Here is a 21709-nt window from a genome sequence, read left to right as displayed (position 1 = left end):
GCCTGCCCATGACCTCCGACCTGCCCAAACTGCGCCGCGCCGACCCCGACGAACGCCGGGACCTGCTGATTGCCGCCACCCTTACCTGCCTGGCCCGTGATGGGCATGCCGGGATATCCGTGCGCCGCATCGCCTCCGAGGCCGGGGTGTCAGTGGGGTTGCTCAACCACCATTTCGGCAGCATTGACGCGCTGATCGCCGAGACCTACCACAAGCTGGCCAACGAGCTGACCAGCGCCCTCTGGGCACACGTGGAACAGGCCGAAGGCGCTGCCGCGCGCCTGGACGCGTTTCTCAGTGCCTCATTCTCGCCCAGGGTCATGGACCCCGATCTGCTCGGCGTGTGGGTGGTGTTCTGGAGCCTGATCCGCCACTCGCCCCACGTGAACCAGTCCCACGAAAACAGCTATCACGCCTACCTGGCATTGATCCGACAACTGCTGAACGACTTGGCCAACAGCGAAAACCTGGTAATCCACGACAGTCACCTGGCCGCCATCGGCTTATCGGCGATGCTCGACGGACTCTGGCTCGAGGGGTGCCTCAACCCCGGCACCTTCAGCCCCGCCAACGGGCTGCACATCTGCCGCTGCTGGGTACAGGGGTTGCGTCACGGCGCATTCGGCGCCGACCACGTCCTGTGACACCGGGTGCCGAGCGCTGAGCATGGCCAGGGTGCCGCTGATGGCAATCAACACCGCGCCGATGATCAGCGAGCCATCCATCAGCGTGCCCCACACCAGGCTCGAGAGAATGAACGCCCAGATCAGCCCGGTGTACTCGAACGGCGCGAGTAACGTCGCCGTGGCGCGGCGGAAGCTGGCAAACAGCAGGAACTGTCCGATACCGCCCACCAAACCCGCCGCCAACATGCCCAGCCAGGCCGGTGCAGGGGCCGGTGTGTGGGTCCACGGCAAGGTCACGCCCATGCACACGACAAACACCACGTTGGTGATCAACATCTGCTCCAGCACCGTGCTGCTCGGGTCGACCTGGCGCAACTGGATATAGGTAAACGCCCAGCACAACGCCGCCCCCAAGGTCAGGGCGATGGGCCACGGGTCGAGCATATGGGTGGGACGGCACGCGATGATCACCCCGACAAACCCGATGATCAACGCGATCCACTGTCCACGGCTGGCGCGCTCCTTGAGGATCAGCGCTGCCAGCAGCGTGACCATGATCGGCGCGGAGAAATACAGGGTGGTCATTTCCGCCAGGCTCAGGTCCTTGGCGGCGGTGTAGTAGAGCAACCACGCCAGCAACGACAACAGACCGCGAATGATCAGCATGCGGCGGCTGACCGATACCCAGGCCCGCCGCAACAAGCCCATGCGCCCAGCCACCAGACACACGATCACCACCACCAGGCTGCGCCAGAACAGAATGGTGAACACCGAATAATCCGCCACCAGCCACTTGACCACCGCGTCCTGCAACGCCAGGAACAAGTAGGCCAGCGAACACAGGGCAATCCCTTGCAACCCGCGGTCCTGTGTCATCCGGCCGACCTGCGCAGCGGTGTGCCGCGCCGTTCGGCAATGGCGTAGACGCCTTCGATGAGGAAGGTCAGACACAGGTAGACCGCCGCCACCAGCAACAGCGGCTGATAGATCTGCAAGGTCTGTGCGCGTACCACGTTGGCCGCACCCAACAGGTCGACCACGGCAATGGTCGAGGCCAGCGCGGTGGATTTGAGCAACATCACCGTCTCCCCCGCCAGCGTCGGCAACAACAGGCGCATCGCCCGTGGCAGCCGCACCCGCAACAAGGCTTGGCGCGGCGTCATGCCGAATGCTGACGCGGCTTCCATTTCGCCCTTGGGCACTGCCAACAGGCCACCGCGAATCACTTCGCCGACATAGGCGCCGACTGACAACACCAGCGCAAACACGATGTACCAGTAACCGTCACGCAGGTAGGGCCAGAGAAAACTGCCACGAATCATCGGAAACTGCGCGAACAGGCTGCCCAGCCCGTAGTAGAAAATGTAGATCTGAATCAGCAGCGGCGTGCCACGCAACACGCTGGTGTAGGCCTGCGCGCCACGGGCCAGCCATTTGCGTCGCGACAACCGCGCCAACGCCACCAGCACCGCCAGGGCAAAACCCAGCAGCGCCGAAATCACCAGCAGCGACAAGGTGGTCTGCAAGCCTTTGGCGATCAGCCCCGCGTAGTAACTTATCCAATCAGGCATGGGCCGCTCACTCGACAACCGGCATCCAGCGACGGATTCGTCGCTCCAGGCGCCCGGACAGGTAGTTGGAAGCCAGCGTCACCAGGTAATACAAGGCGGCGGCCGTGAGGTAGAACAGCAGGTATTGACGGGTCGAGCCCGCCGCCTGCTTGGCGGTGTACAGCAACTCGTTGGTGCCGACCACGCTGATCAAGGCGCTGTCCTTGATCAGGTTGATCCACAGGTTGGACATGCCGGCCAGGGCGAACGGCGCCATGATCGGCAAGGTCACCCGGCGGAACAGGCCAAACCCGCTCAAGCCAAACGCCCGTGCCGCTTCGATCTGGCCGTGGGGAATCGCCAGGATTGCCGCGCGGAAGATCTCCGAAGCATAGGCGCCTTGCACCAGGCCCAACACCAGAATCGCCACCAGCGGTCCGCTGATGTTCATCTGCGCGAAGCCCATCCACAGCATCAGGGCGTTGAGGCCCATGGAGCCGGCGTAATACAGCAACAGGATCAACAGCAGCTCCGGCACTGCGCGAAACACCGTGGTGTAGCCGCGCATCAACAGCGCGATGGGCCGCGGCGCACTGAGCTTGAGGCAAGCCACCACCAGGCCGATCAACACGCCCACCGCAAACGAGCCGGCGGAGATCTGCAGGGTCATCCATAACCCTTTGAGCAACGCATTGCCCCACCCTTGTTCGTCGAAGCTGAGAAGGTCGAACATGGTTATTCGGTCTTCTGGGCGATTTGCGGGTAGGGGCTGTCACAGGTCTTGCTCACAAACGCCGGGGTATCGGTGCGCTTGCACGGGCTGACCGACAGGCCGAAATAGTGCTGCGACAGGTCGTCGTAGTCCTTGCTCACCAGCAACTCGCCGATGGCCTTGTCCAGTCGGGCCTTGAGCGCGGTGTCTTCCTTGCGCAGGCCGGCGCCGACCCCACGGCCGATGATCGGGTCGTAGGGCACGCTGGCGATATGGGCCAGGCCACTGGCTTCCGGGGTCTTGACCATCATCGCAATGGCGGTGTCGTCGGCCATCATGTAGTCGATACGCCCGGCGATCAGGTCGGCGTTGGCCGATTCCTGGGTGTCGTAGTACTTCAGGTCAGCGATGTTTTCGTAGTACTTCTTCAGGTAGTTGGCGCTGACGGTGGAGATCTGCACGCCGATCAACTTGCCCTTGAGGCCCGCCGGGGAGATCTCGACTTCGCTGCCTTTTGGCCCGGCCACGCCTAACAGGGAATCGTAGTAAGCACGGCTGAAAGCAATCTGTTTTTCACGCTCATCGGTCACCGACATCGACGAGAAAATCACGTCGATCTTCTTCGCCAGCAACGAGGGAATGATGCCGTCCCACGCCACTTCCTTGATCTGGCATTCGGCTTTCATGCCTTCGCAGAGCTTGTGGATCAGGTCCACCTCAAAGCCGGACCACTGGCCATTGCCGCCTTTCACGGTAAACGGCGGATAAGGTTCTGCGGCAACCGCGAACACGATGGGTTTCTCCGCCGCCCAGCTGAAACCGGCGGCCAACATCAACACTGCACTGCCCAACCACGTTGCCATTCGCTTGGATTTCATGATGTTGCCCCGTCTTGTTATGGAGTTAGCGAGTTTGATGCGCGTTGACGAACTGTCGGCAACGTTCACTGCGTGGATCGATAAACACCGCATCCGGCGAGCCGGTTTCTTCGATCATGCCTTGGTGCAGAAACGCCACTTTTGACGACACATCCCGGGCGAAGGCCATTTCATGGGTGACCAGGATCATGGTGCGGCCTTCCTCGGCCAGGGAGCGGATCACCCGCAGCACTTCGCCCACCAATTCCGGGTCGAGGGCCGAGGTGGGTTCGTCAAACAGCATGACTTTGGGGCGCATGGCCAACGCGCGGGCAATCGCCACCCGCTGCTGCTGGCCGCCGGACAGGAACGCCGGGTATTCGTTGCGTTTGGCCGCGAGGCCGACACGTTCGAGCAAGGCTTCGGCGCGTTCGATGGCCTCGGCGCGGCTTTCGCGCAGGACCTGGGTGGGAGCTTCGATGAGGTTTTCCAGCACGGTGCGGTGCGGCCACAGGTTGAAGTTCTGGAACACCATGCCCAGGGTCGAGCGGATACGCACCAGTTGCCTGGCATCCGCGACCAGGGGCGCGCCGGGACGGCCGTAGTTGAGTTTGATGCTTTCGCCGTCCACATGGATGCTGCCCTGGTCCGGCACTTCGAGCATGTTGATGCAGCGCAGCAGGGTGCTTTTGCCGGAGCCGCTGGCGCCGATCAGCGAGATCACGTCGCCTTCGTGGGCCGTCAGGGAAATGCCCTTGAGCACTTCGATATTGCCGAAGCGCTTGTGCAGGTCGATGACCTCGATCATCTTTTTGGCTTCGGCCGCTGGCACCTCTTCGATCCTGGGCGCTGCCGCAATACGCGGTTCACCGGCGAGCTTGGCGACAAAGTGCGCGATGCGTTGGCAGGCTTCAGACAGGCGCTCCTCGCCCAAGGTGAAAGACAAGCGAACGAAACCCTGGGCCGGCGCCCCAAACGCGGCGGCGTCGAGTACCGAAACGCCGGCTTCACGAAACAGGCGCCAGGCAAAGTCAAGGGAGCCCAGGCCGGTGCCGCGCACATCCACCAGCACAAACATCCCGGCTTGCGGCGCCTGTACCTTGATGCCAGGGCATGCACTGAGCCCCGCCATCACCAAGTCGCGACGGCGCCGATAAATCTCGCGCATACCCTGGGTCACGTCGTCATGGGCCAGCACCGCGGCGGTGGCGGCTTCCATCACGAAACCCGGCAGTCCGTAGAGCATGCTGAGCACCAAGGTTTCGGCGTGTGCGACCATCTGCGGCGTGGCGATGATCCAGCCGATACGCCAGCCGGTCATGGCATGGGACTTGGACAAACTGCCAATCACCACGCAACGCTCGGCCATGCCCGGCAGCGCAGCGAGGCTGTGGTACTCACCGTCGAACACCAGGCTTTCATAGACCTCATCCACCACCACCCACAGGTCGCGGGCAATCGCCAGGTCGGCAATGGCTTGCAGCTCTTGCAGGTTGAGCACCACGCCGGTCGGGTTGTTCGGGTTGGAGAAGAAAATCGCCCGCGTACGCGGTGTGATGGCTGCGCCGAGCAACTGGGCATCGAGGCGAAAACCGGATTCCGGGGAACAGGGCACGCGCACCAACGTCGCGCCGCTGGCCTTCAGCGTGGCCTCGTAGGTGACGTACATCGGGTCGAGCACCAGCACTTCATCACCGGCCTGCAACAGACACAGAGAGGTCACGAACAAAGCGTTCTGCGCACCCGCCACGGTGATCACGTTCTCGGCGCTCAACGCACGTGCCAGCGTTTTGCTGTAGCGCGCGGCAATGGCCTCGCGCAGTGCCGGGCGACCGGGGATTTCGGTGTAGTGGGTGTCACCTTCGCGCAAGGCACTCACAGCGGCGTCGGTGATGAACGATGGCGTGGCGAAATCCGGGTCGCCGACGCTGAGGATGATGATGTCTTCCCCCTGGCTGGCCGCCTGGAACGCGGCGTGGTGGATGTCCCAGGCGGCTACGCCCTGCCCTGCAATTCGTTCGACGAAGGGGGAAAACCGCATGCCAGAGCCTCTTGTTCAAGAAGAAACAGCGCGACCCCGTCCGGTGACAAACGGGTGGATGCGGTCAACATAGTTCAAACTGAACAGTCGTTCAATGGGTAAGTTTGCGACCGTGTCGTTTATGGTCCAAAGAGGTCGTTGTGGTGATTTTTATCGATTGGCAGCGGTGACAGTCCTGCAATTCGCCGGCTGAGCCGAAGTTCAGCTCGCTCAACGTGACGTGGGTGGAGAGCAGCATGAATTCCCATCGGTTCGCAATTGACCCAATCACATTGAACCGGTGACCCGCCACAGTCCTCCAAGCTGAATAGACCACGGCCCGGTACACCTTCGATGACTTTTATTCTATGGATGGCCGTACTGGGCGCCGTATTGCTCACCCTCGCCCTCACCTCTTCCTATCTGCGCTGGATGCCGGTCACCACCTCGGCAGTGTGTCTGCTGCTGGGTGTGGGGATTGGCCCCCTGGGTGTTGACCTGCTGCACCTGGATATCAAGCACTCGGCACGCTGGATGGAGCACCTCACGGAAGTCGCGGTGCTGTTTTCGCTGTTTGTCAGCGGCCTGAAACTGCGCCTGCCGCTCAAGCACCGTACCTGGCGCATCGCGTTTGGCATGGCCGGTCCGGTGATGTTGCTGACCATCCTGGGGATCAGCCTCGCGCTGCACTACCTGTTTACGCTGTCGTGGGGCGTGTCGCTGCTGGTGGGCGCGATACTGGCGCCAACGGATCCGGTGCTGGCAGGCCTGGTGCAGGTTAATAACGCTCAGGATTACGACGCGCTGCGCTTCGGATTGTCCGGCGAAGCGGGCTTGAACGATGGCACCGCCTTCCCCTTTGTGATTTTTGCCCTGCTGTTCATGCAACACGGCGGGTTTGACGGCGATTGGCTGGGCGGTTGGGTGTTGAAGAATTTGCTGTGGGCAGTGCCGGCCGGGTTGTTGATCGGCTACTGGATGGGCCGGGGCATTGGCCGCGTGACGTTGTGGCTGCGCATCACCAACAGTGACAGCACGCTCTCGCCCAATGATTACCTGACCCTCGCTCTGATTGCGCTGGCCTATGTGGTCGCCGAGGCGGTGGGCGGTTATGGCTTTCTGTCCGTGTTTGCGGCCGGCCTTGGTTTGCGCCAGGCGGAATTCCGCTCCACCGGAAACTCACAAACGCCTTCGGAGCATCTGGCATTGCCAGTGGTGGGCCATTTGGAAGTCGAGCCGGACCGGGCGTTGCAAGGGGATGTGAGCGAACTGAAGGACACCCAGATCGCCGCCGGCGTCATGATGGGCGACATGCTCTCATTCGGCAGCCTGGTGGAACGCTCGATGGAGGTGTTCCTGGTGACCGTGTTGGGCATTGTGCTGATAAGCCATTGGGATTGGCGGGCATTACCGATGGCGGCGCTGTTGTTTGGCGTGATTCGGCCGACCAGTGTGCTGGCGATGCCTTGGGGGCGTCTGATTGATCGTCAACAACGCGGCCTGATGGGCTGGTTCGGTATTCGCGGAATCGGCAGCATTTACTACCTGTTTTACGCGCTCAATCACGGCCTGATCGGCACCAGCAGCGCGGTGGCGGTGAACCTCACCTTATCGGTGATCGCCCTGAGCATCGTCGTTCATGGCCTCAGTACCCAACCGATGCTGGTGTGGTATGAACGACGTGCCCGGGTGAATACTCAGTCCTGACGCTCGGTGTTACCCACATCCGCCGCGTCATCCAGATCGTTGAGCGGCACCTCTGCATCATCCATCAACGAACCCGGGTCTTCATTGCCGGGGTCGTTGAGTTCATCGTCGAGTTCTTTGGACATGACCGTCTCCTCTAACCACCTTGGGTGTCGATATCGGCATCGGTTTCAGGCTTGGGCTCAGGCTTGGGCTTGAAGTCTGGACTGTAGTCGTTTTCCTTGGCCTTGGGGTCTTTTGCCGGAACCGGGTCTTTGGGCGCATCCGCACCGGTGGCGGGTTGTTTGTCTGTGCTCATGGTTACCTCTCGGAAAATATCGCCTGGGTAGAGTTAAGGTCATGCCCGGGGCGATGAAGTTCCATCGGCTTACGACCCTGGGTTGTCGACCTGGATGTAAAACGCGTAAGCGGCGAGCATTACCCAGAACACCATGAACAACCAAGGTGCGCGCATGGAGAACAGCAGCGACTTGCGATACCCCTTGTGGGACGACTCCATCTCGGAAAACAGCGGCGACTCGTCATACGCCATGCCCATCACCGGCTCGCTGCGCAACAGCTCGCTTTGCTTGAAGTGCCAGTGATCGATGATGTCATACGCCGCACGGATCCCAGGCCATGCGTTGAGGGAACTGAGGATGCCCAACACTGCGAGAAAGATCGGCACCACCAAGGTGAACAACTTGCCCCATTCGGGGTTGAGGTTCCCCATGCCCGACACAAAGGCAATCACCAGGAACGACTGCGCGGTGAGATAAGCGTCAGTACGGTTGGCGAGGATGGAGGTTTCGTATTGGATTTCGCGCCGATAGAAGTCGAGGCGGTCCTTGGGCGAGCCGAAAATCTTGGCGTTGTGTTCACTGTGATCGATCAGGCTCGATTCCGGAGTGTCCGGTGAGATGATTCTGGGCACATCGATGCTCCATGCGGGTTCGTGTCCTGTTAGAAGAATCAGGTACGGATGAAGTTCAAGTTTGCTCACGCACCAAATCGGAACAGAGCGTGCACCATGAATGGGAGCGCTGGCCTGTTGGAATCGCCCCATACCCAACAAATCGAGGGTTTCCGGCATTCCGGCACAGGCATTGCTTTATCCATTCATCTGCCCGGATACAGGAGCATTGGTTACCCCCCGACCCAGAGCCGACCCCATAAGAAAGTAAGGACCAGGCCCATTGGCACCCATCGCCACGGGCTCATAAAAAATGCGTTTTTTGAAACGGCAGTGCCCCCCCTGCTTCCTCGGCACTGACAAGGTACTGGAATGGCTCGATCTTTCTTTGATGAAATGAATGACGCAAACGGCGTGTGCCGTGCGCATTACCAGGATTTCTCCCGCTGGCTGGCGAACACGCCGCCGGATCTGCTGGCCCAGCGTCGCCGTGAAGCCGACTTGCTGTTCCACCGCGCCGGTATCACCTTCACCTTGTATGGCGACGAGCAAGACACCGAGCGCCTGATTCCCTTCGACATCATCCCCCGCAGCATCCCCGCCAGTGAGTGGAGCGTGATCGAACGCGGCTGTATCCAGCGCGTCAATGCACTGAACATGTTTCTTGCCGACATCTACCATGACCAGCGCATCATCAAAGCCGGGATCATTCCGGCGGACCAGGTGCTGGGCAACGAGGGTTACCAGAAGGCCATGGTCGGCCTGGACCTGCACCGCGACATCTATTCGCACATTTCCGGCGTGGACCTGGTGCGCGATGGCGACGGCACCTATTACGTGCTTGAAGACAACCTGCGCACCCCCAGCGGCGTGAGCTACATGCTCGAAGACCGCAAGATGATGATGCGCCTGTTCCCCGAAGTGTTCGCCAAGCAGCGCATCGCGCCGGTGGACCACTACCCCAACCTGCTGCTCAAGACCCTGAAGAGCTCAAGCCGCCTGGACAACCCCAACGTGGTGGTGCTGACGCCGGGTCGCTTCAACAGTGCGTTTTTCGAGCATGCGTTCCTGGCCCGTGAAATGGGCGTTGAGCTGGTAGAGGGCGCGGACCTGTTTGTGCAGGACCTCAAGGTGTTTATGCGCACCACCGACGGCCCCAAACCGGTGGATGTGATTTACCGGCGTATCGACGACGCCTTCCTCGACCCCAAGGCGTTCAACCCCGAGTCGATGCTTGGCGTGCCCGGCCTGGTCGCCGCTTATTGCGCCGGCAACGTGGTGCTGGCCAACGCCATCGGCACCGGCGTGGCCGACGACAAATCAATCTACCCCTACGTCCCGGAAATGATCCGTTTCTACCTGGATGAAGAGCCGGTGTTACAGAACGTACCGACCTTCCAGTGCCGCAAGCCCGACGAACTGTCCCACGTCCTGGCCAACCTGCCGCAACTGGTGGTCAAGGAAACCCAGGGCTCCGGCGGCTACGGCATGCTGGTAGGGCCGGCGTCCAGCGCGGCCGAGATCGAGGATTTTCGCCAACGCATCAAGGCCAGGCCCCATGCCTACATCGCCCAGCCGACCCTGAGCCTGTCCACCTGCCCCACGTTTGTCGAAAACGGCATCGCCCCACGGCATATCGACCTGCGGCCCTTTGTGCTCTCGGGCAAGGAAACCCGCCTGGTGCCGGGCGGCCTCACCCGCGTGGCGCTGAAGGAAGGCTCGTTGATCGTCAACTCGTCGCAAGGCGGTGGAACCAAGGACACCTGGGTGGTGGAGGGCTGAGTATGTTGAGTAGAACCGCCGCAGATCTGTACTGGATGTCCCGTTACCTGGAACGTGCCGAGAACCTGGCACGCATGCTGGAAGTGAGTTATTCGCTGTCATTGATGCCCCAGGCCGGGCGCAGTGACGGACTGGATGAACTGGCCATGTCGTTGCTCAGCAGCGGCACCCTGGACAGTTACCTGGAACGCCATAAACAGCTGGACGCCGAGCGTATGCTGCACTTTTTCGCCCTCGACGAAGAAAACCCCGCCAGCATCTACAACTGCCTACGTGCCGCCCGTGGCAATGCCCACGCGGTACGCGGGCGCATCACTGCCGATATGTGGGAAAACCTCAACGCCACCTGGCTGGAAATGCGCAGCATCGCCGCCGGCGGCCTGGCGCGACATGGCATCAGCCACTTCTGTGATTGGGTCAAGCAGCGCTCGCACCTGTTCCGGGGGGCTACCTCCGGGACGATCATGCGCAACGACGCCTATCGGTTTATCCGCCTGGGCACCTTTGTCGAGCGCGCCGATAACACCCTGCGCTTGCTGGATGCGCGCTACGAGATGTTTGGCGAAGAGTCGGAAGAAGTCAGCGACTTGTCGGCACGCGGTTACTACCAGTGGAGTGCCCTGCTCCGCGCGTTGTCGTCGTTCGAGGCCTACACCGAGCTGTACCCGAACGCACTGAATGCCCGTTCCGTGTCCGAGTTGCTGCTGTTGCGCAGTGATGTGCCGCGTTCGTTGCATGCCTGCATCGAGGAACTGAGCCATATTCTGGCAGACCTGCCCGGCAGTTATGGGCGCACGGCGCAGCGTCTGGCGGCGGAGTTCGAGGCGCGGCTGAGGTATACCGGGATTGATGAGATTCTTGAAGAGGGATTGCACAGCCGTCTGACGGACTTTATCGACACCGTGCGCGAGCTGGCGCGGGCGATTCAAAGTTCCTACCTGGAAATGGTCTGAGTGCATTTCGGGCACTTAACTGTCAGTTAGGGTGATTGACCCTGCTTGGATACCGCTCTTATGTTGGGCAGGTGAACGCCTTCCCATCATAAGAACAGGTACAGCGCATGTCCGAACTCAACCTCACCCCTACCGCCGCCAAAACCCTGCAACGCTGGCACGCCATGTTGGCCAATCGTGACCTCAAGGCCCTGCCCGACCTGCTGGCGCCCGACGCTGTTTTCCGCTCGCCCATGGCCCATACGCCGTACCCTGGCGCGCCGGTCGTCTCGATGATCCTCAATACGGTGATCAACGTGTTCGAGGACTTCACCTATCACCGCGAACTCGCCACCGGCGATGGCTTGAGTGTCGTGCTGGAATTCAGCGCGCGCGTGGGCGACAAGCAACTCAAGGGCATCGACCTGATCCGTTTCAACGAACAAGGGCAGATCATCGAGTTTGAAGTGATGATCCGCCCGTTGAGCGGGCTGCAAGCCCTGGGTGAGGAAATGGGCCGGCGCCTGGCGCCTTACCTGGCCAAGGCCAAGGGCTGATTAGCGACGTCGGTGCCAACGGTGCTGGCGGACGTGAGCCTGCGCCTCGTGCACCGCACCCTGCAATTGCATGGGCGCAGCATCCGCTTGGTGGATCAACCGGGTCGAGGCGCGACCTTTAGATTTTCCCTAGAAACCCGAGCATTAGCGCGTTGACCTGTCGGGCTTGTTCGTTCTGGATCCAGTGACCACAGTTCGCCAGTACGTGCTGCTCAAGCTGTGGCACTGAATCCGGCATGCGCTTGAGCGTGTGGGCTTCGAAGACCCCCACCGGATCGCGGTCGCCGATCAGAAACAGCGTGGGTTGCAGTACTTGCTGTCCCGCCAGGAACTCAGTGCGTTGCCAGTTGCGTTCGAAATTGCGATACCAATTCAGCGGGCCGCGGAAACCGTGGTCTGCGAAGGTGCTCACATAAACGTCCAGATCCGCCTGGGAGCACCAGTGTGGTAATGGACCGGGCGCCGGAACGCCTTCAAGCAAGGTGGCGCTGGCCGGTTTCTGTTGCAAAAACACATCCTGGTCCTGCATGAACAGGCGCAGTGTGCGTTCGATATCGGCGTCCAACTCCTGCTCGGCAACGCCCGGTGTCTGGAAATACAGGATGTAGTTGAAACGGTCGGCGTACAACTCGCGCATGATCTCGATCACTGGCCGCCGTGCACGTCCGGCGAATGGCACGGACAGCGTGATCAAGCGTGTGACACGCTCAGGCTCAAGCAGCGCCAGGTGCCAGGCCACCACGGCGCCCCAGTCATGGCCGACCATCACCACCTGGGTATGGCCGAAGTGGTCCATGGCCTGCTGGATATCGCCGCATAGCGTCAACAGGTCATAGTCGGTTATTTCAGGCGGTGAACAGGTGCGGCCATAACCGCGCATTTCCGGGGCAAACACCCGATAACCCGCCGCTGCCAGTACGGGAATCTGTTCGCGCCAGGAGTGCCAGCACTCCGGGAAACCGTGAAGCAGCCAGACCGGTACGCCCTGTTCGGGCCCCGCAATATGAACACTTAACTCAATACCGTTGACGCTGATGAGGTGCTGGCTCATGGGCATGACCTGTTTGACGGTTTTGCCCAGCGTGGACCCTTGCTGTTCAAGCCGCCAGCATCATTGACGCCAGGAATGACTCAAGCCACCGTCCACCAGCGCGGCAACAATTGACGTACCCGTGCCTCGCCAAACCGGTCATCGATCAGCATCACCACGCCCTGATCCTGTTGGCTGCGAATCACCCGGCCTGCGGCCTGCACGACTTTCTGGATACCAGGGTACAGGTAGGTGTAGTCGTAACCCGCGCCGAAGATCGCGCCCATGCGCAGCTTCATCTGTTCGTTGACCGGGTTTAGCTGGGGTAAGCCGAGGGTGGCAATGAATGCGCCGATCAGGCGGGCACCGGGTAGGTCGATGCCTTCGCCGAATGCACCGCCCAATACCGCGAAACCGATGCCCTGACTGTGCTCGGTGAATTGGTCGAGAAAGGCCTGGCGCTCGGCTTCGGCCATGCCGCGAGACTGTTGCCACAGCGTGATCGTTGGGTGCTTCTCGGCCAGTAACTGCGCCACTTGTTGCAGATAATCGAAACTGCTGAAGAATGCCAGGTAATTGCCAGGTTGCTGGGTGTACTGGCGAGCGATCAGCTCGACGATAGGTTCCAACGAGGCGTGGCGATGGACGAAACGGGTGGATATTTCATCAACGATGCGCACGTGTAATTGCTCGGCCTTGAACGGCGATTCCACATCGATCCATGCCGTATCCGCCGGCAAGCCGAGCAAGTCCGCGTAGTAATGTCGGGGGCTCAGGGTCGCGGAAAACAGCACGCTGCTGCGGGCTGCCGTCAACCGTGGGCGGATGAACTCGGCGGGCACCACGTTGCGCAGGCACAGGGTCGAGCTGCTGCGCTTGCCGTTGAGCTGGCGCTTGCTGATGTCGAAAATGAAGTGTTCGTTGAACAGCTCGGCGACCTTGCCGAACTGCAGCACCTCGAAATAGAAGCGTTGCAGGTCGCCGCTGAGGGATTCGGGGTGATCGTTGAAGTATTCACCCATGGCGCTGGCGCACAGGCTCAGGGCCTGCAACAGCTTCTCGGGGCGGGCGGTGTAGGCCTGGTACGGCGCGAGTTGGTCCTTGTGCAATGCGTTCCACGCGCGGTTAAGCCGCTGCAAGGGTTGCTTCAAGGGCTCGGGGGCGGTCTCGCGCAGTGTCTTGAGGTGGTACTGGTCGAGACTGGCGCTGTACATCGAGCGAGCCCGCTCGACCAGATTGTGCGCCTCGTCCACCAGCACGGCTGCGCGCCATTGGTTGAGCTGGGCCAGGCCGAACAGCATGGCGCCAAAATCGAAGTAGTAGTTGTAGTCGGCGACCACCAGGTCGGCCCAGCGTGCCATTTCCTGGCTCAGGTAATACGGGCAGACATCATGGGCCAACGCCACGTCGCGCAGGTTGTGCTGGTCCAGCAGGCGCACCTTGGCGGCGGCGATGCGCGCGGCGGGCAGACGGTCGTAGAAGCCCTTGGCCAGCGGGCAGGCGTCACCGTGACAGGCTTTGTCCAGGTGCTCGCAGGCTTTGTCCCGCGCCACCAGTTCCAGCACTCGCAGTGGCTGGTCAGGACTGCTGGCATGCAGCACGTGGGCGGCATCCAGGGCGAGCTTGCGGCCGGGGGTCTTGGCGGTGAGGAAGAACAGCTTGTCCAGTCGCTGAGGCGCCAACGCCTTGAGCAAGGGGAAAATCGTACCGATGGTCTTGCCAATGCCGGTCGGTGCCTGGGCCATCAGACAACGGCCGGTACTGACCGCCTTGTACACCGACTCGGCAAGCGAACGCTGCCCAGGACGGAAACCGGCATGGGGAAACGCCAGGGTTTGCGCGGCGCTGTTGCGCGCTTCGCGGTGTGCCATTTCCTGCTGGGCCCAACCGAGGAACAGCGCGCATTGCTGGTTGAAGAAGGGTTCCAGCTCGGCGGCTTGAAAGCGTTGGTTGAGCACCGTCTCGCCTTCACCGACGATGTCGAAGTACACCAGCGCCAGGTTGATGTGCGAGAGGTTGAGTTTCTGGCACATCAACCAGCCATACACTTTGACCTGAGCCCAGTGTAATTGACGATGGTTGGCGGGCTGGGCATCGAGGTCACCGCGATAGGTCTTCACTTCTTCCAGACGGTTGGCGTCCGGGTCGTAGCCGTCCGCCCTGCCCCGCACCTTGAGTTGTTGGTACTCGCCTTCTAGCGCCACTTCATTCTGGTAGTGCGCGCTGCGCCGCGAAGCGACGGTGCGGTGGCCGATGATGCCTTCCTGAGCACTGGGCGACGGTGTGAAGCGCAGGTCGAGGTCACCGACCTTGGCCGTGAACTCGCACAGTGCGCGCACGGCAACGCTGTAGCTCAAGCCGACTCTGCCCAGCGCACATAGCAGACCGTTACCGGCATCTGGTATTCGCTGCAGAACTCCAGCCAGCGCAACTGGTTATCCTGCAGGCGATCGCCAGGTCCCTTGACCTCGATCATGCGGTAGGTTTTTTGCGTCGGCCAGAACTGGATCAGGTCCGGCATGCCGGCGCGGTTGGCGCGAATGTCCAGTAACAGCCGTTCGAACCAGTAGCGCAGGTGTTCGGCGGGCAGGCAGGCTAGGGCCTGTTCCAGCAGGTCTTCGCTCAGCAGGTTCCAGAACACGAAGGGCGACTGGATCCCCCATTTGTCGCTGTAACGCTGGCGAATCGTGGTTTTGTAGCGTTCGTCCTGCAACTGCTCGAAACACGCAGCGAACAGCGGTGCACGGCGCGGGCGGAAGTCCTCGCTGTGCAGGTCCGCCGGGCCACGTTGAAACGGATGGAAGAATGAGCCCGGCAGCGGCGCAAAGATTACGTCCCAGCACAGCAGGCCGAACAGTGAATTGATCAGCCCGTTTTCAACGTAGTGCACCGGCCCATCAGGCTCGCTGAGGTGCGCCTGCACGCAGTACTCCACCGACATCAGCGGCTCGGGTAGCGCAAGGGCCAGGTCCAGGCGCGTGACCGCACGAGGCTGCGCTTTGGGCAAGGCCGGCTTACCCAGTTTGCGGCGCAGCCGTGGCACCACACGCAATAAGTGCTGCTGCTCGGCGGCGCTTTCCGGAGCCTGTTGAGCGGCGTTCGCCAAGGCCATGGCTTGGCCGTAGTCCTCCTGGCGCTCCAGCACCCGTATCAACCTGGAGCGGGCACCGGGATAGGCGCACGTGCGGTAGATCTGTTCCGCCAATGCCAGTTCGGCAATGCGCTCGCACTGTTGACCGATCTGGAACAACAATTTGGCCCGCCGCTTTTCCAGCCAAGGATTGTCGGTACTCAAGGTTGCGATCTGCGCCAGTACCTGCTCCAGCGTTTCACCGGCCTCAAAAGCCTGCTGGCATTGGTGCAGGAACAGAAAACCATGCACATCGTCACGGCTGCGCAGGCCGCGGGATTCTGCGCAGAATTCGACTTTTTCGTAGGTGTAGATGCCCAGGTCTGCCAGCACGAATTCCGACCAGTCCTGATGCAGGTTGCCGAAGAACATCAGGCGCAGGCGGTCGCACAGCTCCATGATCGAGAGGCTGTACAGCGTGTCGGCAAGCTCCGGACACCAGCCAGCAAAACTGCGGCGGTCGGTAAAGTGTGCCGACAGCCCTTGCAGCCAATCGGACTTCCTGCCTTTGGGCTGGTCGATCCAGGGCTTGAACGCGCCGAGGATTTCGCCCTTTTGCAGCAAGGCAAACAGCTCTTCAAAGGCCAGTAAGAACTGAGTGTCGACCCAGCCCAATTCAAGCAACGGCGCAGCAGCGGTGTGGGTGCAGCCGATCTCCACGTAGTTGAGTTTGCCCGCCCGGAAATGCACGCCCTTGCGCATCACCATGCGCACCAAAAGCGCCTGGGATGGCTGCGGCAACCTGTCAAATTGCTGAATGAAATGCTGTTCGTCCGCATCGAGCAGATCCGCATAACGTAGCCCCAGCCAATGCAGGACCTGGCGGAAGTTATGCAGGTAATAGAGCGGGTCTTCGAGGGGATTGGCCATAGTACGCAGCGATCAAATACTGGTTATGCATACAGAGTGCCGTCGCAAAGACCAGGTTGCAATCGCTAATAGATAAATGGCGGCTGCAACTTTTTGCATAAAAGTGATCAGATGGTGAAGTCGATGGCGTAACATTTGTTGCCCGCGGCCTCTGGCGCGGGACTTTTAAGGGTTAAGGTAAGGGTTATGAACATGAAGAATTTGGGTCTGCCGCTGGTTGCACTCACTTTTCTGGTATTAGCCGGTTGCGCGACGCAAACCGTAGTGACGCTGCAAAATGGCACGCAGTATTTGACCAAGGACACCCCGAAAACCCAGACCGCCGATGGCTTCTACGAGTTCACCGACATAGCCGGCAAGCGTGTACGGGTCAAGGCTGCCGATGTGGCCACCGTGCGTAAGGAAGGCTGATCGAATAGGTCAGTGGGGGCCGGGCCCCCACTGACCCTCTTCAACCGATGGCAACGCCCTCCCCCGACCACCCGTTGACCCCCACCAATGTCACCGAATCTGCGCCGAAGCTGATCACTGTGTCCCCTCCCTGCTCACGGTATTGAGCACTCCCCTCTACCTCCTTGAATACCAGTTGATCGCTTGGCTGATAGCCGATGATCCGGTCCTGGCCAAACTGACCGCTGAACAAAAAGGTGTTGTGCCCGCTGTTGTCACGAATCGTGTCATTGCCTTTGCCGCTTTCGATAAAGTCCGCACCCTTGCCGCCCTGGATCAGGTCGTTGCCGTCGCTGCCGATGATGAAGGTATTGCCCTTATGCGGCTCGGCATTGCGGTTGAGGTCCTGCACCCAGGTGGTGGCCCGTGCCGGGTCGGACAGGTTGGCGACGATCACGGTGGAGTCGCGGGTCATTTGCTCATAGAACCCGGAGTCAAGCACGCGACTCAGGCCATCGCCGTACCCGGTAGGCAAGTGCGAAACCCAAGTCGGCAGATTGACAATGGAAAACGGCAGCACATTCCACAGCGTCGAGGCGTAGTGGTCGTTGAAACTGACAATATTGTCGGTGGTGGACTCATGGGGGGTGTCGTGCACACCCAGAGAAGACAGGTTGAAGGATGTGCCATCCAGCGCACGGAACACCGGGTCATTCTCGTAGCCGATGTTGAGCACCTTGTCGCTGGCACTCTGGGTCGGCGAGGCATAGGCCACGTAGTTCGCGTCCTTGTAGAACCCCGACCACTTGCTGTTGCTCAGGTCGGCCATGCTGTTGACTGCCAGCCCGCCCAGGCTGTGGCCGCTGACCACCACATCGTGACCGCTCAAGCCTTGGGCGCTGGCGTAGTCGGCCACATTCTTGAGCAAACCGCCGAAGGCTTCCCCGGCGTAATTCTTCGCGTAATCCTTGGGGCCCAGGGCGGCCAGCAGGTCGCTGACCAGGTCACCGATGGAATCGCTGATCAAGGTTTCCCGAGGCCCCGAAGTGCCGCGAAAACCAATGCCGATTTCCAGCAGTTTTCCGGCGTCATCGTACTTGCCCAGCACCTCGACCTGGGCCGTGGTGTAGCCCGTCTTCTCGCCAAAGAAGGTGCCTCGCGCATCGACGTTGCCACTGTAACCCAGGGTGCTGGCGCTGATGGGCGTCCAACCGGCCTTGTGTACCGCGTCCAGCGCGGCTTTTTCGGAGTCCGGGTTCCAGGGGATGCCGGGGATTACGCCCTGGGAGTCCGTGCTGCCCAACAGCGCCCCGACCAACGTAGCTGGCAAGCCCAGCCCCAGGCCGTTGTGCTGGTACCCCACGGCAAAGCCGTTATCCAGGTTGTGATAGGAATACAACGTGATCGCCATGGCATCGGCGAACAATGCTTTTGAGCCCTCGGTCCCGAGGTTTTTATAATCAAAGATACCCATGGTGCCGCCTCTCTTGTTGTTGAATGTCGAGAAAGCCAAGTAGCAATCATCAGAACGCCCAATCGAGGCTCAAGCCCACCCCATGGACTTTGTCCTTGCTGGACAGCAGGCCGTTGTAGTCGAAGTTCACCCGCGCTTCCTTGCTTAACGCCAGACTCACCCGTGCACCGACCAACGCGGCATCACGCGCCATCGGCGCACTTTCGACGGCAAACGAAGGTCCGCCCGAGGCGAAGGCCAGGTGCTGCTCCGAGTCAGTGCTGCTCAGGGTGTGCTGCCAGCCCAAGGTGCCGGACACCTCCAACTGCTGGTGGTCATTCACATTGAAGGTTTTCAGGGCGCGCATACCCAGGGTGCTCAGCACCAGGTCGCGGGTATCGTCGCGACTTTCAAGCGCCGCAGCGTCACCTTTTTCGGTGAAACCATCGCTGTCCAAGTGCACATAGGCCAGGTTGGCGAATGGCTCCAGCGCTAACGGTTGCACGTTGATGCGATAGGCCGCCTCGGTGAACACCTGGGTGCTGCGTGCATCAACCTTGGCTTTCTGCTTGCCGGAGACGTCGCCGTATTGCAGGTCGCGCTTCACGTCTGCGCGGTGCCAGCTGTAGGTGGCACCCCCGCTCAAGCGCCAGGCGCCGATCTCATGCCCGGCATAGGCGCCGAAGTGGTAGCTGTCGACCGACGCACGTGAATGCGTGCCGCTGCCCATGTTCAGTGAGGTATCGCTGTAGCCCGCGACCAGGCCGATGCGCGTGGACTCGTCGAGTGCACCGTCCACCCCGGCGAGCATGCCGCCGATGGAGGTCGTATAGCCTGCAGTGTCGCTGCGGCTGTCGGTCTTGCCCCAGGCGCCCAAGGCCTTCACCCACACGTTGCCACGGGTGTCGACGGTCTCGCTGGTCGCACCCATCTCTCCATTGCGCAGGCGCTCGCCGACGGCTTCGCGTACATAGCGGCTGTCATTGACCAGGGCGGTTTCCAGTGCCGGGTAGATTTCCCCCGACAGTTGCTGGAAAGCACCTTGCGCCGAAGCAGCATCCGGCGCCAGCAGCAGGCTCTCATACACGGCATTGCCCGCGCCCAACTGCTCGGCGGAGGCGGCCACGGCCCGCTGGTTGTCCGTGGCCCCCACGCTGGCAAAACTGTTGGCGTTACGCGCCACGTCCAGTTGCACGCCGTTGGCCGCATAGTTCAGATTGCCGCCAAGGAACAGGTAGTTGGGCAGCACCGCGCCAAAGCTGCCGCTAACTCCGCCGGCGGCTTGCAGGATGTTGTACTGGCGCCCGATCAGGCTTTGCGCCTGTGCGCCACTGAGCAGCGTCGGGCTGTTTTCCAGCGCGAGGGTCACCGTGCCGCCGTTCAACGTGGCGGTGCCTCCCGCCACAATACGATCGCTGTTGGTGGGCGACAGCTCCACGGCGTAGGTCGACCCGGCCTCAAACGTCACATCCCCCGCCACGTTCAAGGTGCCGATGGAGTTGCCCGGCGCTACCGTGCCGCCGGCTTTCGCCAGCAGTGAACCGATGCGCCCTGAGCCTGCGACCACGCCACTTTGGCTCACGGTCACCGGCGAGGTGACCGAGCCATTGATCGCCAGCAGGCCCTGGTTGACCAACGTCGGGCCGCTGTAGGTATTGGTGCCGGTGAGTATCAGCGTGCCAATGCCCTGTTTGGTCAGGCCGCCGTGCCCGGCGATGTCATTGCTCCACAGGTCCAGCCCGCAATGCACATCGTTGCAGATGCGCTGAGTCGGCTTGCCGGCATCGACAATCGCGCCTACGCCCGGCAAATCCGCGACAAACTGCCCGCTGCCATAGGCGCCGTCGATGCGGAACTCGGCCGGGATGTCCTCGGCCGTGACAAACATCCCCGGGCCATTGATCGCCTTGCCCAGGTTGATCATGCCCCAGCCGTACAGCGAGTCGATGCCCGGTGCGCCGAGATCGGTGGCGGTAGTCTTGAGCAGCGTCGAAATCTGGTCGCCGCTCATGTACGGGAAACGCTCCATCAGCACGGCCGCGCTGCCGGCTACATGGGGCGCCGCCATGGACGTGCCGTTGAAGTTGGCGTAATCGGTGGTGAGATTGTCCAGGTTGGTGCCGTTGATGACGGAACTGTAGATCTTGGTACCGGGGGCCGACACGCAAAAGCTCGCCGCATAACCGCAACGTGAAGAGAACGTACTGATCACATACGGATCGGCGCTCGCGGTGTCCGGGTTCTGTTGCAAGGCCGCGACGGACAGCCAGTTGGGTGCAATCTCCGGCACAAAGTACGCCAGCCCCGAAATCGCGTCCGGGTTATTGCGGTTGTAGTCGTTACCGGCGGCGAAGATCGTCAGCACGCCGCTGCGGGCCGCGTCGATCGCGCCCTGGTAGGCGCCACCGGCGATCGTTCCGAGGATCGGCCGGATGTTATTGAACTGCGCCTGCGCTTCATTGACCGTGAAATTCGGGAAAGCCGGGTCGCGCCCGCCCTTGGCGTACTGGTCACCGATGCCAATGCCCCAGCTGTTGTTGATGATCCGCGCGCCGCTGGCGACCAAGGCGTCCCAGCCGGCCTTGTACACCGCGCCATCGTTGCCGAGGATGATGCCGTCTTCAGGACCCGGGTCACCGTTCTCGGCGCTGATGATTTGCGCATCAAAGGCCACGCCGTGCATCGGCCCGCCATCGCGGTTACCCGCGGCGATTCCGCCGACGTGGGTTCCGTGGTTGCCGAGCTTGCCATTGGAACCGAGGGACGGTGTGCCGTCATAACGAAACGCATCGCCGGCCTTCACCGGAATGTACGGGTCGGTGTATTGGCGAATTCCCTCGGTGACAATCGTCACCACCTTGCCGGGGCTGGCGAACTCCGGATGCTGGGCATACACCGGCTGATCGAAGATCCCCAGCTTGACGCCTTTGCCGGTGTAGCCGGCGGCATACGCGGTATCCGCATGCACAGCGCCCAGGCCCCAGTCGGCCTTGAACTCATTGCTGCGCCAGCTGGCGGCATCGCCCAGCTTGCCGGTTTCCACATAGGGTGCGGCCTGGGCGGTACCCAGGCTTGCCAGGCAACACAGTAACGCACCGTATGGCACGCTGCGGTTGGCCTTGAGCGGATAGCCCAGGGCGGTGCGGATGGCGGTAGTTAACCCTGACTTGCGTGTATTCACGGTGACCTTCCTTAGTTTTC

General features: G+C 61.3%; 18 protein-coding genes and 1 pseudogene. 6 read left to right on the top strand and 13 right to left on the bottom strand.

Going from position 1 to position 21709, the window contains the following annotated elements:
* Positions 1 to 8: 8 nt before the first annotated feature.
* Positions 9 to 548: pseudogene (locus tag PF1751_RS29480) on the top strand (TetR/AcrR family transcriptional regulator); the annotation flags it as partial.
* Here the strand turns inward: PF1751_RS29480 and PF1751_RS13305 are convergent.
* Genes PF1751_RS13305 through PF1751_RS29685 form a run of 5 tightly spaced genes read right to left on the bottom strand, consistent with a single transcriptional unit; the run spans position 504 to position 5786 of the window.
* Complete coding sequence (locus PF1751_RS13305; protein WP_010210491.1) at positions 504 to 1502, bottom strand: DMT family transporter; 999 nt, start codon at positions 1500 to 1502, stop codon at positions 504 to 506. The pseudogene PF1751_RS29480 and the gene PF1751_RS13305 sit on opposite strands and share 45 nt — an antisense overlap.
* Positions 1499 to 2197: an ABC transporter permease gene (locus tag PF1751_RS13300; protein WP_010210492.1), complete on the bottom strand. Its 699-nt coding sequence runs from the start codon at positions 2195 to 2197 to the stop codon at positions 1499 to 1501. The genes PF1751_RS13305 and PF1751_RS13300 overlap by 4 nt, the downstream gene beginning before the upstream one ends.
* A gap of 7 nt (positions 2198 to 2204) precedes the next feature.
* Positions 2205 to 2909: an ABC transporter permease gene (locus PF1751_RS13295; RefSeq protein WP_010210493.1), complete on the bottom strand. Its 705-nt coding sequence runs from the start codon at positions 2907 to 2909 to the stop codon at positions 2205 to 2207.
* Between the two features lie 2 nt (positions 2910 to 2911).
* Complete coding sequence (locus tag PF1751_RS13290; RefSeq protein WP_029529146.1) at positions 2912 to 3766, bottom strand: transporter substrate-binding domain-containing protein; 855 nt, start codon at positions 3764 to 3766, stop codon at positions 2912 to 2914.
* A 25-nt stretch (positions 3767 to 3791) separates the two neighbouring features.
* The gene (locus PF1751_RS29685; protein ID WP_010210497.1) at positions 3792 to 5786 is read right to left on the bottom strand and encodes an aminotransferase class I/II-fold pyridoxal phosphate-dependent enzyme; all 1995 of its coding nucleotides are present in this window, start codon (positions 5784 to 5786) and stop codon (positions 3792 to 3794) included.
* Positions 5787 to 6119: 333 nt separating this feature from the next.
* Between PF1751_RS29685 and PF1751_RS13280 the strand changes: the two genes are divergently transcribed.
* Positions 6120 to 7472, top strand: a complete 1353-nt coding sequence (locus PF1751_RS13280; protein ID WP_044287187.1) for a cation:proton antiporter — start codon at positions 6120 to 6122, stop codon at positions 7470 to 7472.
* Here PF1751_RS13280 and PF1751_RS29645 read toward each other — a convergent pair.
* The 3 genes from PF1751_RS29645 to PF1751_RS13275 form a co-directional block, all read right to left on the bottom strand.
* The gene (locus tag PF1751_RS29645) at positions 7463 to 7597 is read right to left on the bottom strand and encodes a hypothetical protein (protein ID WP_010210499.1); all 135 of its coding nucleotides are present in this window, start codon (positions 7595 to 7597) and stop codon (positions 7463 to 7465) included. The genes PF1751_RS13280 and PF1751_RS29645 overlap by 10 nt on opposite strands.
* Before the next feature lie 11 nt (positions 7598 to 7608).
* Positions 7609 to 7770 (bottom strand): hypothetical protein, encoded by a 162-nt coding sequence (locus PF1751_RS29245; protein ID WP_010210501.1) that lies wholly within the window; start codon positions 7768 to 7770, stop codon positions 7609 to 7611.
* Between the two features lie 69 nt (positions 7771 to 7839).
* Complete coding sequence (locus PF1751_RS13275) at positions 7840 to 8385, bottom strand: hypothetical protein (RefSeq protein WP_010210502.1); 546 nt, start codon at positions 8383 to 8385, stop codon at positions 7840 to 7842.
* A gap of 351 nt (positions 8386 to 8736) precedes the next feature.
* On the opposite strand from PF1751_RS13275, the gene PF1751_RS13270 reads away from it, so the two are divergent.
* The 3 genes from PF1751_RS13270 (at position 8737) to PF1751_RS13260 (ending at position 11635) form a co-directional block, all read left to right on the top strand.
* Positions 8737 to 10146, top strand: coding sequence for a circularly permuted type 2 ATP-grasp protein (locus PF1751_RS13270; RefSeq protein WP_044287186.1), 1410 nt, complete (start codon positions 8737 to 8739; stop codon positions 10144 to 10146).
* A 2-nt stretch (positions 10147 to 10148) separates the two neighbouring features.
* Positions 10149 to 11099: an alpha-E domain-containing protein gene (locus PF1751_RS13265; protein WP_010210504.1), complete on the top strand. Its 951-nt coding sequence runs from the start codon at positions 10149 to 10151 to the stop codon at positions 11097 to 11099.
* A 107-nt stretch (positions 11100 to 11206) separates the two neighbouring features.
* Positions 11207 to 11635 carry a nuclear transport factor 2 family protein gene (locus tag PF1751_RS13260; RefSeq protein WP_021493172.1) on the top strand — a complete coding sequence of 143 codons (429 nt, stop codon included), beginning with the start codon at positions 11207 to 11209 and terminating at the stop codon, positions 11633 to 11635.
* A gap of 118 nt (positions 11636 to 11753) precedes the next feature.
* Here PF1751_RS13260 and PF1751_RS13255 read toward each other — a convergent pair whose 3' ends face one another.
* The 3 genes from PF1751_RS13255 to PF1751_RS13245 all read right to left on the bottom strand — a co-directional run bounded on the left by PF1751_RS13255 (position 11754) and on the right by PF1751_RS13245 (position 16665).
* Positions 11754 to 12686 carry an alpha/beta fold hydrolase gene (locus PF1751_RS13255; RefSeq protein WP_010210508.1) on the bottom strand — a complete coding sequence of 311 codons (933 nt, stop codon included), beginning with the start codon at positions 12684 to 12686 and terminating at the stop codon, positions 11754 to 11756.
* An 80-nt stretch (positions 12687 to 12766) separates the two neighbouring features.
* Entirely contained in the window at positions 12767 to 15022 is a 2256-nt protein-coding gene (locus PF1751_RS13250) for an ATP-dependent DNA helicase (protein ID WP_044287185.1), read from the bottom strand.
* Positions 15019 to 16665, bottom strand: coding sequence for a VRR-NUC domain-containing protein (locus tag PF1751_RS13245; protein ID WP_042571153.1), 1647 nt, complete (start codon positions 16663 to 16665; stop codon positions 15019 to 15021). The genes PF1751_RS13250 and PF1751_RS13245 overlap by 4 nt, the downstream gene beginning before the upstream one ends.
* A gap of 186 nt (positions 16666 to 16851) precedes the next feature.
* Between PF1751_RS13245 and PF1751_RS13240 the strand changes: the two genes are divergently transcribed.
* A complete protein-coding gene (locus PF1751_RS13240) occupies positions 16852 to 17076 on the top strand; it encodes a YgdI/YgdR family lipoprotein (RefSeq protein WP_010210513.1) in 225 nt (74 codons plus the stop codon).
* Positions 17077 to 17116: 40 nt separating this feature from the next.
* Here the strand turns inward: PF1751_RS13240 and PF1751_RS13235 are convergent, their stop codons facing one another.
* Positions 17117 to 18529 carry a polyurethane esterase gene (locus tag PF1751_RS13235; RefSeq protein WP_044287183.1) on the bottom strand — a complete coding sequence of 471 codons (1413 nt, stop codon included), beginning with the start codon at positions 18527 to 18529 and terminating at the stop codon, positions 17117 to 17119.
* A gap of 49 nt (positions 18530 to 18578) precedes the next feature.
* Positions 18579 to 21689, bottom strand: a complete 3111-nt coding sequence (locus PF1751_RS13230) for an autotransporter serine protease (protein ID WP_044287181.1) — start codon at positions 21687 to 21689, stop codon at positions 18579 to 18581.
* Positions 21690 to 21709: the final 20 nt, after the last annotated feature.

Origin of the sequence: Pseudomonas simiae (genome assembly GCF_000934565.1) — a bacterium.
Lineage (GTDB): Bacteria > Pseudomonadota > Gammaproteobacteria > Pseudomonadales > Pseudomonadaceae > Aquipseudomonas > Aquipseudomonas simiae.
The sequence above is the reverse complement of the archived record's forward strand: the minus strand, read 5'-3'. Positions and strand labels throughout refer to the sequence as shown.

Bases quoted from the DNA above. Each gene is read 5' to 3' on its own strand.
- PF1751_RS13305 (WP_010210491.1), bottom strand. From the start codon at position 1,502: ATGACACAGGACCGCGGGTTGCAAGGGATTGCCCTGTGTTCGCTGGCC.
- PF1751_RS13300 (WP_010210492.1), bottom strand. From the start codon at position 2,197: ATGCCTGATTGGATAAGTTACTACGCGGGGCTGATCGCCAAAGGCTTG.
- PF1751_RS13295 (WP_010210493.1), bottom strand. From the start codon at position 2,909: ATGTTCGACCTTCTCAGCTTCGACGAACAAGGGTGGGGCAATGCGTTG.
- PF1751_RS13290 (WP_029529146.1), bottom strand. From the start codon at position 3,766: ATGAAATCCAAGCGAATGGCAACGTGGTTGGGCAGTGCAGTGTTGATG.
- PF1751_RS29685 (WP_010210497.1), bottom strand. From the start codon at position 5,786: ATGCGGTTTTCCCCCTTCGTCGAACGAATTGCAGGGCAGGGCGTAGCC.
- PF1751_RS13280 (WP_044287187.1), top strand. From the start codon at position 6,120: ATGACTTTTATTCTATGGATGGCCGTACTGGGCGCCGTATTGCTCACC.
- PF1751_RS29645 (WP_010210499.1), bottom strand. From the start codon at position 7,597: ATGTCCAAAGAACTCGACGATGAACTCAACGACCCCGGCAATGAAGAC.
- PF1751_RS29245 (WP_010210501.1), bottom strand. From the start codon at position 7,770: ATGAGCACAGACAAACAACCCGCCACCGGTGCGGATGCGCCCAAAGAC.
- PF1751_RS13270 (WP_044287186.1), top strand. From the start codon at position 8,737: ATGGCTCGATCTTTCTTTGATGAAATGAATGACGCAAACGGCGTGTGC.
- PF1751_RS13265 (WP_010210504.1), top strand. From the start codon at position 10,149: ATGTTGAGTAGAACCGCCGCAGATCTGTACTGGATGTCCCGTTACCTG.
- PF1751_RS13260 (WP_021493172.1), top strand. From the start codon at position 11,207: ATGTCCGAACTCAACCTCACCCCTACCGCCGCCAAAACCCTGCAACGC.
- PF1751_RS13255 (WP_010210508.1), bottom strand. From the start codon at position 12,686: ATGAGCCAGCACCTCATCAGCGTCAACGGTATTGAGTTAAGTGTTCAT.
- PF1751_RS13245 (WP_042571153.1), bottom strand. From the start codon at position 16,665: ATGGCCAATCCCCTCGAAGACCCGCTCTATTACCTGCATAACTTCCGC.
- PF1751_RS13240 (WP_010210513.1), top strand. From the start codon at position 16,852: ATGAACATGAAGAATTTGGGTCTGCCGCTGGTTGCACTCACTTTTCTG.
- PF1751_RS13235 (WP_044287183.1), bottom strand. From the start codon at position 18,529: ATGGGTATCTTTGATTATAAAAACCTCGGGACCGAGGGCTCAAAAGCA.